The 10,739-nt window shown below is 58.8% G+C and carries 10 protein-coding genes; 4 read left to right on the plus strand and 6 right to left on the minus strand.

Annotation, left to right across the window (positions count from 1 at the left end; translation table 11 throughout):
- The first annotated feature begins 113 nt into the window (after positions 1–113).
- On the plus strand, positions 114–818 hold the full coding sequence (gene trmH, locus LAT62_RS14355) for a tRNA (guanosine(18)-2'-O)-methyltransferase TrmH (protein WP_293385398.1): 705 nt from the start codon (positions 114–116) through the stop codon (positions 816–818).
- Positions 815–1,951 (plus strand): cation diffusion facilitator family transporter, encoded by a 1,137-nt coding sequence (locus LAT62_RS14360; RefSeq protein ID WP_293385401.1) that lies wholly within the window; start codon positions 815–817, stop codon positions 1,949–1,951. Before trmH ends, LAT62_RS14360 begins: the two co-directional genes overlap by 4 nt.
- 16 nt (positions 1,952–1,967) lie before the next feature.
- Here the strand turns inward: LAT62_RS14360 and LAT62_RS14365 are convergent, their stop codons facing one another.
- The gene (locus tag LAT62_RS14365) at positions 1,968–2,528 is read right to left on the minus strand and encodes a nitroreductase family protein (RefSeq protein WP_293385405.1); all 561 of its coding nucleotides are present in this window, start codon (positions 2,526–2,528) and stop codon (positions 1,968–1,970) included.
- 70 nt (positions 2,529–2,598) lie between these two features.
- On the opposite strand from LAT62_RS14365, the gene LAT62_RS14370 reads away from it, so the two are divergent.
- On the plus strand, positions 2,599–4,131 hold the full coding sequence (locus LAT62_RS14370) for an adenylate/guanylate cyclase domain-containing protein (RefSeq protein ID WP_293385408.1): 1,533 nt from the start codon (positions 2,599–2,601) through the stop codon (positions 4,129–4,131).
- 9 nt (positions 4,132–4,140) lie between these two features.
- Here the strand turns inward: LAT62_RS14370 and queF are convergent, their stop codons facing one another.
- The 5 genes from queF to LAT62_RS14395 form a co-directional block, all read right to left on the minus strand.
- On the minus strand, positions 4,141–4,992 hold the full coding sequence (gene queF, locus LAT62_RS14375) for an NADPH-dependent 7-cyano-7-deazaguanine reductase QueF (RefSeq protein ID WP_293385411.1): 852 nt from the start codon (positions 4,990–4,992) through the stop codon (positions 4,141–4,143).
- Positions 4,992–5,759 carry an ABC transporter permease gene (locus LAT62_RS14380; protein WP_293385414.1) on the minus strand — a complete coding sequence of 256 codons (768 nt, stop codon included), beginning with the start codon at positions 5,757–5,759 and terminating at the stop codon, positions 4,992–4,994. The genes queF and LAT62_RS14380 overlap by 1 nt, the downstream gene beginning before the upstream one ends.
- Positions 5,759–6,733, minus strand: a complete 975-nt coding sequence (locus LAT62_RS14385; protein ID WP_293385417.1) for an ABC transporter ATP-binding protein — start codon at positions 6,731–6,733, stop codon at positions 5,759–5,761. The genes LAT62_RS14380 and LAT62_RS14385 overlap by 1 nt, the downstream gene beginning before the upstream one ends.
- Positions 6,734–6,740: 7 nt before the next feature.
- Positions 6,741–8,006: a DUF4032 domain-containing protein gene (locus LAT62_RS14390; protein ID WP_293385420.1), complete on the minus strand. Its 1,266-nt coding sequence runs from the start codon at positions 8,004–8,006 to the stop codon at positions 6,741–6,743.
- A gap of 173 nt (positions 8,007–8,179) precedes the next feature.
- Complete coding sequence (locus LAT62_RS14395) at positions 8,180–9,382, minus strand: ABC transporter substrate-binding protein (RefSeq protein WP_293385426.1); 1,203 nt, start codon at positions 9,380–9,382, stop codon at positions 8,180–8,182.
- 318 nt (positions 9,383–9,700) lie between these two features.
- Here LAT62_RS14395 and LAT62_RS14400 point away from each other — a divergent pair.
- Positions 9,701–10,739: dihydroxy-acid dehydratase (locus tag LAT62_RS14400; RefSeq protein ID WP_293385423.1), on the plus strand; the 1,039-nt coding region annotated here is incomplete at its 3' end.

The raw sequence follows: 10,739 nt of genomic DNA on the forward strand, positions 1-10,739 counted from the left end.
GCTCTCAGAGCGCTCAGTGGCTCAGAACCGTGACGAATTAACCACTCGGGACACTCGAGCCCCGAGTGGTATATACTTTGCCGCCACTTGTCCGAGGCGGGCTGTGCCGAAATATGACACCGGAAAGATTTCACAAAATAAGGCAGGTATTGGATCAGCGTCAGCCTGACCTGACCGTGCTGGCTGACGGCATACACAAGTCACAGAACATTTCCGCCATTCTGCGCACCTGTGATGCCGTCGGCATCAATGAACTCAACTGGATTGTACCGCAGGGCGAAAAGTCCGGGGTCTGGAAGCGCAGTGCAGGCGGCAGTGCACGCTGGGTGAAGCCACACCGGCACCCTGATTCAGAAGCAGCCGTAGCCTGGCTGCAGAGCCAGGGCATGGCGCTCTATGCAGCACACCTGTCCCCCGATGCCATCGATTACCGGCAGGTCGACTACACCCGACCCTGCGCCATTGTCCTGGGCGCAGAAAAGGAAGGCGTCAGTGACGCCGTCCGCAGAGCTTGCAGCGCGGAAATCACGATCCCCATGTATGGTATGGTCGAGTCTTTCAATGTCTCGGTGGCGGCAGCACTGATTCTGGCAGAAGCAAGGGCTCAGCGGGAACAGGCCGGACTTTATGAGACCGGCTGTCGCCTCTCTCCTGACGCCTACCGGCGCACGCTATTCGAATGGTGTCATCCGAAAATGGCGCGATTCTGTCGCGAACGACACCTGGACTACCCGGCCCTCGACAGCGATGGCGACATTGCCAACCCCTCCGCCTGGTATGCCCGGGTACGGGCCGGCGAAACCGAGACCACACCATGACCCCGGAAGAGTATCGACAGGATAACGCAGCGCGCGAGCGCGCCATGCAAAGAGTGACCTGGGTCAGTACCGGAGTCGATTTTCTACTGGCGGTCATCAAGCTGACGGTTGGCCTGTTGGTGCGCTCTCCAGCGCTGATTGCCGATGGCATACACAGCTTCTCGGACCTGGTCACCGATTTTTTCGTACTGGTCATCAACAAGGTGTCCCACGCCGAGCCGGATACGGAACACCCCTATGGACACGCCCGTTTCGAAACGCTGGGCACGGTGCTGATCGGCGCAGTGCTGATCGGCGTTTCCGTCGGTCTGATCTGGGATAATGTGACGCGGTTGCTGGGAGATGAACCGGTAGCCAATCCAAGTCTGTGGGCCATCACCGCCGCGGCGGTGTCACTGCTGGCCAAGGAAGCTCTGTATCACTACGGGCGGCACTGGGCCAGGAAGCTTGATTCCTCTCTGCTGCACGCCAATGCCTGGCACAGCCGCACCGACGCGCTGTCCAGTCTGGTGGTGCTCGGCGGCGTTCTGGCCACCTGGTTCGGCTTTGGCTGGGTTGAAGCCTGGGCGGCATTGATAGTGGCTGCGCTGATCGGCCACATGGGTATATCACTGGCTTGGAACGCCCTGCAAGAACTGGCGGACCGGGGGGTGGCAGAAGACACTCAGCAGCGCATGAAAAAGGAAATACGCGCCGTGCCCGGCGTCGACAATGTGCATGAACTCAGATCACGCCATATGGGCAATTCGGTGCTGATTGACGTGCATATCCAGGTGGGCAACTTCATCTCGGTCTCCGAGGGCCATCAGATTGGTGACTGGGTCATGCGCCGCCTGCGCGAGAAATTTCCCGAAATCACCGATATTACCCTGCATGTGGACCCGGAAGACGATGCGACGATCGGCAAGCGCAAGATCGCACCATTGAGGCCCGCAATTCTGGACGCACTGGCGCCCTACCCCGCCTTGCTTGGCCACCAGCGCCTGCAGATTCACTATCGCCGCCAGCGGGTCTGCCTGGAGCTGTACTACCCGGAGGAACCCGAGCCCGACGTTCACCGACAAGCCGCTCAGGCCCTGAAAGAGCTGGACTGGCTGGAAAACATCGAGTGTTTCCGGATTCTGCCCGACTGAGCGGCCTGGTGGCCGATCAGAAGCGGCGGCAATAGTCGTCGAGTTGTTTCTGCTCGCGCACCCGAGGCTTGCCCTTCGCCGTGCCGACATACAGAAACGCCAGCAGATGGTCCTGATCTGTCAGGCCGAACTGCTCACGAACCAGCGGGTGATAGGCCATGGGTCCGGTGCGCCACATGCTCCCGTAACCCAAGCTGTCCAAAGCAGTCTGCATCAGAGACACACAGGCGGCAGTAGACGCGATCTGCTCAATAGCCGGCACCTTGTCGTGTTCCGACGGGTGGCAGCAGGCAACTATGATCATGGGCGCACGCAATGGCTTGCCTCGCGCTTTGTCCAGAGCCTTCTCGGTAGCGTCAGGGTCGCTATCCAGAAACGCCCGGGCAAAGAGGTCACCCAGTCGAACCAGCCCGTCTTCTGTTACTACATGCAGGCGAGTCGGCCGCAGGTACGCATGGTCCGGGGCCAGCAAACCTGCCCGCAGAACCTGATCCAATTGCATATCATCAGGTGCTGGGGCTGCCAGTCGCGGCATTGAAGAGCGCGCCAGCAGTTGCTCTAAAACAGCTGTAGCCATTTCTGATCTCTTGGGTAGTGTGCAATAATGACCTGCACAAAAATAACAGGGATTCCGACGGCAAGCCATCATGACGGCCACTCCGCTGAACAAGCCAACCACCGCCCGCCGGGCGCCCGCTGCCAAGCCCGCAAAGCTGGAGGCCGAGAGCAAAGCGCAGGCTTCGGCTGAGCCCTCTGCCGGTAAACCTGCAGGCAAACCGTCACCGGAAAAAAAGGATGATCGACACAGCCGCGCTCTGACTCAGGTATTTCTGCCTGCCGCGCAGGAATTCAACGTCCGGATGCTGGCCTATATCACCTTTGCCGCCACCTTTACGGCAGGCACCCTGACCGGATTCCACAGCCTCTACTGGACCGCCGCCACTGTCGGCCTGCTGGTCTGGCCGCTGCTGCTGCAATTGCTGACCCGCCCGGCAAGGGAACGGTTTCCGCTGCCAACACGGCAACTGATCACCTTTTTTGATGCTCTGATATTCGGTGCCTGTATTGTTGTTCTGGGGCTGGACCCGCTGCTGACGCTGCTATTGCTCATTCTGTCGTGTGCGTCTTTCATCATCGCGGGCAAACTGGCTGCCTTTTCCACTGCTATCCTCGCCCTGATAGCCGGCGGTGCGGCCACCTATCACTATGTACCCGAGTTTGTCGGGCAGACGCCGTCAGAGCCCATGCTGCTGGTCGGTGCCGGACTGACCGGGCTCTATGTGCTGGTCAGTTCACACTACATGATTCTGCTGGCCCGCAGCCTGCGCAAGACACAGACCGAGCTGCATGCCCAGTCGGAAGAGTACAAGGAAATCTCAAGACAACTGTCCAAATATATCGCGCCCCAGGTCTGGCAAATCATTTTTTCCGGCAAGAAGGATGTGCGGCTGGAGAGCACACGCAAGCGACTGGTGGTGTTCTTCTCCGATCTGGAAGGCTTTACCCGCCTCACCGACGAACTGGAACCGGAAACACTGACCATTATCGTCAATCAATATCTGGAAGAGATGGCGCGCATTGCGATGGACCACGGCGGCACCATCGACAAGTTCATCGGTGACAGTGTGATGGTATTTTTCGGTGATCCGGATACTCGCGGTACGCGCAAGGATGCTCTGGCCTGCGTCACCATGGCACTGGCCATGCGGCGGAAACTGTCCGAGCTGCGTCGCCGCTGGCGCAAGGACCTGGGCATTGAAACCGAACTGAGTATGCGCATGGGCATCAACACCGGTTTCTGTACGGTGGGCAATTTCGGCTCCGAGAGCCGGCTGGACTATACCATCATGGGCCGCGAAGTGAACCTCGCCAGCCGCCTTGAGTCCAGCGCCGGCCCCAATGAAATTCTGATCAGCAAAACCACCCACGAACTCGTGCGCCAGGTGGTATCCAGCCGGCACAAGGGTGAAGTCAGGGCGAAGGGGTTTGCCAGCCCGGTGCCGGTTTATGAGGTACAGGGTCTGCGCCGCGAACTGGGTGAACAGTCACTGTTCACCGATGTAGACCTGGCCGGCTTCTCCATGCAGTTCGATACCGACCGCCTGCGCAGCTATGACAAGGAACGCATCCTCACCGCACTGGCCAAGGCGCACAAACACATCAAGGACCGGATGCTCTGAGAGCCTGATTTACTGTCGCGTCCAGCGCCCCATATCCGGCAACTCAGGTGACAGCGAGCGGCAGGGATTGATGTCCAGCCCACCCCGCCGCGTATAGTGAGCCCGCACCAGCAGACGCCTGAACTCTCCCAGCGCCAGGATATCGGTAAATATCCGCTCGACACAGTGCTCGTGAAACTCGGTGTGGGTGCGAAAAGACACCAGATAGCGCAGCACGGCCTCATGATCCAGCGCCGGGCCCTCATAATCGATCACTAAAGAGCCCCAGTCCGGCTGACCGGTCACCGGGCAATTGGAGCGCAGGAGATGGCTGTAGAGGACCTCCCTCACCTGCAGTGAACTCTCTGTGCCGCTGTCGCGCAACTGCAACAGTTCGGGTGCCACGGCAAAGGTATCGATCTCTACGGGCAGACTGTCCAGACACAGGGCCCCGGCCAGAGTACCCGGTTGTTGACTCAGATCCGTGTCCACGGCCAGCAGTTCCACCTGGACAGGCGCCTGTGCCACAGCACTGAGGTCCTGTTGAAGGCGCGACTGCACCTCCTCTCGATCAGCGAAACGACTCATATTGAACGAATTGAGATACAGCTTCAGTGATTTGGATTCGATAATGCAGGGTGAGTCCGCCGGCAGCAGGAATCGTCCCAGGGCCACCTGCGGCAATCCCCTGGCATTGAGCCAGGACAGTTCATAGGCATACCAGAGATCAAACCCGGCCCAGTTCCAGCCGTTGATGTGCAGTTGGCTCCGGTTGATCTGTCGATCCACCGGAAACAGCAACGAGGGGTCATACTGCTGCGGATAGTCCACAGTGTAGCCCAATTTGCTGCCGGCTAAAGGGCTTTGCGGTTTATCTGTCATCAGCTGCGCAACCCCTTGCCCCGATCGAGCAACCAGAGCGCCCAGGCCACCAGAACAACCAGAAACACGCCGATCATGACAAAGGCGAACACCACATTGACATCGCTCACCCCCAACACACCAAAACGGAAGGCATTGACCATGTGCAGTATCGGGTTGAGCTGGCTGACACCCTGCCAGAAAGCCGGCAGCAGCTCGATCGAATAGAAGACGCCGCCCAGATAAGTCAGCGGCGTCAGCACAAAGGTGGGTACCAGAGCCACATCATCGAACTTGGTGGCATACATGGCATTGATGAAACCACCCACCGAAAACAATATGGCCGTGAGCAGAATAACCGCAACCACCACCGGCACGTGGCTGATGGTGAAACTGGTAAATGCCAGCGAGACCACCGTCACCAGCACCCCCACCATGATGCCTCTGACCACGCCGCCCGCCACGAAACCGGCCAGCATGACATAGTTGGGCACCGGAGCGACCAGTATCTCCTCGATGCTGCGCTGAAACTTGTTGCCGAAAAAGCTGGAACTCACATTGCCATAGGCACTGGTGATCACCGACATCATGATCAGCCCGGGCACGATGAAGGCCATGTAGTCGAAGCCACCCATCTCGCCGATACGGCGGCCAATCAGGTTCCCGAAGATAATGAAATAAAGCACCATGGTCATAACGGGCGGAATCAGGGTCTGCTGCCAGATGCGCAGAAAACGGCGGATTTCCTTGCCGGCTATGGCCATGAAGGCAATACGATACTGCAACATCAGGCGGCCCCCCCGGCAGCGGCCGATGCCACTGCAGCCGCCTTGTCAGCGTGCTTCTGCTGATCCTCCTGCACCAGATCGACAAACAGCTCCTCCAGTCGATTGGTGCGCGGCCGAATGCTGATCACCTCGACGCGGTGCCGATTGAACAACTCGAACACCTGGTTGAGACTGTCTCCGCGGCGCACCTGGAAGGCCAGCGAGCCATCGTCGCGCAGTTGCATGTCAAAGGCGGTTTCCGCCAGCAAAGGGGTCACATCACCCTGGATATCGGCAACAAAGGTGGAACGGTCCATCTGACGCAGCAGGTCCTTCACGGTCGTGTTGGTGATGATTTCACCATGATTGATAATGGCGATGTTGCGGCACAGACTCTCTGCCTCTTCGAGGTAGTGAGTGGTAAGAATAATGGTCACACCAGCCTTGTTGATGCGCTCCAGAAAGCGCCACATGGAGCGCCGGATCTCGATGTCCACGCCGGCCGTCGGCTCATCCAGGATCAGCAGCTCAGGCTCGTGGATCAGCCCGCGTACAATCATCAGGCGACGCTTCATGCCGCCCGACAGCATGCGTACCTGGTCAAACCGCTTGTCCCAGAGCTCGAGCTGGCGCAGGTACTTCTCGATGTTCTTCAGCGCCAGCGTCTTCTCCATACCGTAGTAACCCGCCTGTTGCACCAGAATGTCGTGCACGCGCTCGAAAGTATTGAAGTTGAACTCCTGGGGTACGACGCCCAGCATCCGCTTCACCGCTTCCGGCTCCTTGTTCTGGTCGATGCCACAGACCCTGACCGTGCCGGAACTCTTGCGTACCAGATCGGAAATGATGCCCAGGGTGGTGGACTTGCCCGCGCCATTTGGGCCAAGCAGAGCGAAAAAGTCACCGCGCTCCACGGTGAGGTCAATGCCCTTCAGGGCTTCGAAGCCCCCTTCGTAGGTCTTGCGCAGATCCTTGATTTCAAGTGCGTGGGTCATACGGCTGTCAGCGACTCTCCTGAAAAAAACGGGCTTCTTTCTGCAACCGTGACTCTCGCGGCTGCAGTACATCTTCGACGTAGGAATTCACGGCGGTCTGCAGGCCGATATCCTGTTGAGCCTTTTCCGACATGAACCAGCGATGCTCCAGCACCTCGTGGTAGAGCTCTGCCTCGTCCAGACCGACGCGCAGGTTCTCGGGAATGGATTCAATCGTCGGCTGAAAGACTTCAGTGACCCAGCGATAAGCAGCCACGGCCGAAGGCAGGTCGCGCCCATTCAGCCCGGCCCAGTAGGCCCGATAGCGGTTCAGATCGTTGAGCAGACGACGCGCCTGATTCTCTTCGACACGCAGCCCGGTCAGATCGTGGATGATCCGTTTGTGGTGCCAGGGTTCAACCACCTTGGCGCGCATCCGGATACGGCTGCCGCCTTCCACCGACTCCAGTTGAATCTCGTCAACATCGAAGCCCAGACTGTTCAGGCGCTGCAAACGCTGCTCCACCAGATATTGCTCATCGGCTGAAAACACCTGATCGGATTTGAGTTCATGCCACAGGCTGCGGTATCTGGCCACCAGATCTTCTGCCAGTTCAACCGGGTCAAGGTCGCCCGGGAGTCCTTCCAGCAAAGCCTCGAGATCCATCAGGTCGCCCGCCAGATTGGTGAAAGCGGTCTCCAGATCATAGTCACGCCGGCTGTCGGACAGCTCGGGCAGCAGTTCGCCGGTCTCGGCATCCACCAGATAGGCGGCCAATAGGCCGGCATCCCGACGAAACAGCGCATTGGACAGAGAGCAGTCGCCCCAGTAGAAACCGGACAGGTGCAGCCGCACCAGAAGCTCGGCCAGCGCATCCAGCATCTGCTGCAGCTGCAGCTTGCTGGTGCCGCGCTCAATAATCACGCGGTAGGGCAGCGCACCATCGAGATAGCGGGTGACCAGCAGCGCCCTGCCCTTCAGGTCGTGTTCACCCTTGTAATGCCGGCCACTCAGCGTTTGATCGCGCTCCGTCACAATGCCAATGGGCTCTACAACAGGCAGACCCAGTTCTTCGAGCTCACGCAGCAGTCGGTACTCTTTTTCGGCAATCGGCTGTGCCAGTTCCTTGAGGGCGTAGACCTTTTCGCCGCGGGAAATAAACCCGACCACATTGCGATGTATACCCTTCGCCACCGGGACGAAAAACTCTTCCGGCCACTCGGTAAGGTGCCGCTCCCATGGCATATCCAGATCTGTGAAGTAATGGCTGGGTGAGGCAATCTGAAATTTCATCGGGCGATCTGGGTCAACATCCGAAAGAATGAACCGTTACTATGGCGGCAATGTCGGGAAATGCAAGTGAATGGGCGTCACACTCTCAAACAAAAACACCCCGCCAGTAAACTGACGGGGTGTTGCAGGCATTCAGGACACACACCCGGTGTATCCTGATGTCTCAGTGGCCATTACATGCCGACGAAGCCCTGGCTGACAATGCTGCCGTTTTCAACGACCATTTCTTCAACCGCGCCCGGCACGTCACCAGCGTCATCAAACTCGTGGTCGCCCGAGGCACCCACATAGTTTATGGGCTCACCGGCAGCAATCAGTTCGCGGGCCTTTTCCCACTCACCTGGCAGGATGGTTTCACCCGGAGCTGTCGCCACAGCACGCAGTGCCTCATTCAGGCCTTCACGACCGTCATGGCCGTTGTACTCGATGGCCAGAGCCAGCAGGAATGCCGCGTCATAGGACTGGGACACGAAGGTGCCGTCCGCATTGACGTCAGTGCCTTCGGCCAGTTCTTCAAAGACCGCGGTGCCTGGCACATCCAGCGTACCCGGACGCGTGAAGATGGTACCTTCCATCGCATCTGCACCCACCGCAGTGATCAGGCCGGAGCCGACCATGCCGTCACCACCCACGAACTGGGTGAAGAAGCCGCCTTCCCAGGCCTGACGCAGCATGGTCTGACCGGAGCCGTCGGCATAGGCCATGACGACCAGGGTTTCAGAACCACCGGCAGACAGGTTGGCCAGGTCAGCACGGTAGTCGGCACGGTTGTCTTCATGACCTGCGCGTGCGGTGACCATGCCACCCTGAGCTTCGAAGGTCGCTTCAAAGGCATCGGCCAGACCACGACCATAGTCGTTGTTGACGTAGGCCAGAGCCACTTCCTGGATACCCTTTGAAATCAGCAGGTTACCCATGGCTTCGCCCTGGAAGGCGTCAGACGGAACGGTCCGGAACACCAGATCGTTGTCATCCAGGTCGGTAAGCGCCGGAGACGTGGAGGCCGGAGACACCATGACCACGCCTGCAGGCACAGCCACGTTGTTGGCCGCAGCAATCGTTGCACCGGAGCACAGGGCACCGACAATCGCTGTCACGTTTTCGGAATTGATCAGACGGTCTGCCGAACTCTGGGTAATGGCCGCGTCACCGCAGGCAGTATCACCAGAAGGCATTACCAGCGTGCGTCCGCCCAGGATTCCGCCCTGGTCATTCACATGCTGTACTGCCAGTTGAGCCCCGTCATAAATCGGCGGGACAAGGCTTTCAATGGCGCCCGTAAAGCCGCCCAGAAACCCGACTTTGACGTCATCTGCCTGGGCAGTCCCCAGCACAGAGGCCGCAGCAATAGTTACACCAATCAGCGCTTTCTTCATCATAGTTCTTCTCGCTTTTATTGTTTGTCCTTGGACGCGATTATGTTGGGGTGTTTTGTCGCGAATGACAAGGCCAATAACACCGTTTATACCGAAGGTTTTTTCGATTGTGTAATTATTGGGCAACACCGTGCATCGACAGACGGATTGCGTGCCATAGTCTGGTGCAGCATCAAGCCCCGCCGAGACATTCCGGTGCACTCTATACGACAGCGGGCTCAGTCGATAAACTCGGTAACCTGCGCAGTTGATACTGCAACCCGGATAAAACAGAGCAGTGCGAACCGCGCGCTGCCGCACACTGCAAGAGGCTCGTTAATGACACAGGATTCCCGCCGCAAATATTCTTCCCCCGTGGTTGATGGCGCCGGCAAGGCACCAGGCCGTGCCATGCTGCGCGCCGTCGGTTTCACCGATGCTGATTTCAAGAAGCCGCAGATCGGTATTGCCTCCACCTGGAGCAACCTGACGCCCTGCAACATGCATATCAATGGTCTGGCAGAAGAAGCCAGCCGTGGCGCTGACGCTGCCGGCGGCAAAGGAGTCATCTTCAACACCATTACCGTGTCCGATGGCATTTCCATGGGCACCGTGGGTATGCGTTATTCTCTGGTATCGCGCGAGGTGATTGCCGACTCCATCGAAACCGTCGCTGGAGCGGAAGGGTTTGACGGCATCGTGGCTATTGGTGGCTGTGACAAGAACATGCCCGGCTGTCTGATGGGTCTGGCAAGGCTCGATCGACCCTCCGTGTTTGTCTATGGCGGCACCATCAAGCCGGGCAAGGACCATACGGATATCGTGTCCGTATTCGAAGCCGTGGGTCAGCATGCCAAGGGTGATATCGATCTCATTCAACTGAAAGAAGTGGAAGAGAAAGCCATTCCCGGCCCCGGTTCCTGTGGTGGCATGTACACCGCCAATACCATGGCGTCAGCCATCGAAGCCCTGGGCATGAGCCTGCCCGGCAGTTCAGCCCAGAATGCGGTCGACAACAGCAAGATCGAAGACTGCCAGGCTGCCGGCCAGGCGGTGATGAACCTGCTGGAGCGTGACATCAAGCCCAGCGACATCATGACGCGCAAGGCGTTCGAAAATGCCATCACGGTGGTCATCGCATTGGGCGGGTCCACCAATGCCGTGCTGCACCTGCTGGGCATGGCGCACACTGCCGGGGTTGAGCTGGAGCTGGAAGACTTTGCCAGAATCGGTCAGCGCGTACCGGTGCTGGCCGACCTGCGCCCCAGCGGCCACTACATGATGTCGGAGCTGGTCGCGATCGGTGGTATCCAGCCCCTGATGCAGATGCTGCTCGTGGCTGGTCAACTGCACGGCGACTGCCTGACAGTCGCCGGCA

The sequence above is a fragment of the Natronospirillum sp. genome (assembly GCF_022565775.1).
Taxonomy (GTDB): Bacteria; Pseudomonadota; Gammaproteobacteria; order Pseudomonadales; family Natronospirillaceae; genus Natronospirillum.

Excerpts from the sequence above, each read along its gene's own strand:
- trmH (WP_293385398.1), top strand. The coding sequence starts at position 114 with ATGACACCGGAAAGATTTCACAAAATAAGGCAGGTATTGGATCAGCGT.
- LAT62_RS14365 (WP_293385405.1), bottom strand. The coding sequence starts at position 2,528 with ATGGCTACAGCTGTTTTAGAGCAACTGCTGGCGCGCTCTTCAATGCCG.
- LAT62_RS14370 (WP_293385408.1), top strand. The coding sequence starts at position 2,599 with ATGACGGCCACTCCGCTGAACAAGCCAACCACCGCCCGCCGGGCGCCC.
- LAT62_RS14360 (WP_293385401.1), top strand. The coding sequence starts at position 815 with ATGACCCCGGAAGAGTATCGACAGGATAACGCAGCGCGCGAGCGCGCC.
- queF (WP_293385411.1), bottom strand. The coding sequence starts at position 4,992 with ATGACAGATAAACCGCAAAGCCCTTTAGCCGGCAGCAAATTGGGCTAC.
- LAT62_RS14385 (WP_293385417.1), bottom strand. The coding sequence starts at position 6,733 with ATGACCCACGCACTTGAAATCAAGGATCTGCGCAAGACCTACGAAGGG.
- LAT62_RS14390 (WP_293385420.1), bottom strand. The coding sequence starts at position 8,006 with ATGAAATTTCAGATTGCCTCACCCAGCCATTACTTCACAGATCTGGAT.
- LAT62_RS14395 (WP_293385426.1), bottom strand. The coding sequence starts at position 9,382 with ATGAAGAAAGCGCTGATTGGTGTAACTATTGCTGCGGCCTCTGTGCTG.
- LAT62_RS14380 (WP_293385414.1), bottom strand. The coding sequence starts at position 5,759 with ATGTTGCAGTATCGTATTGCCTTCATGGCCATAGCCGGCAAGGAAATC.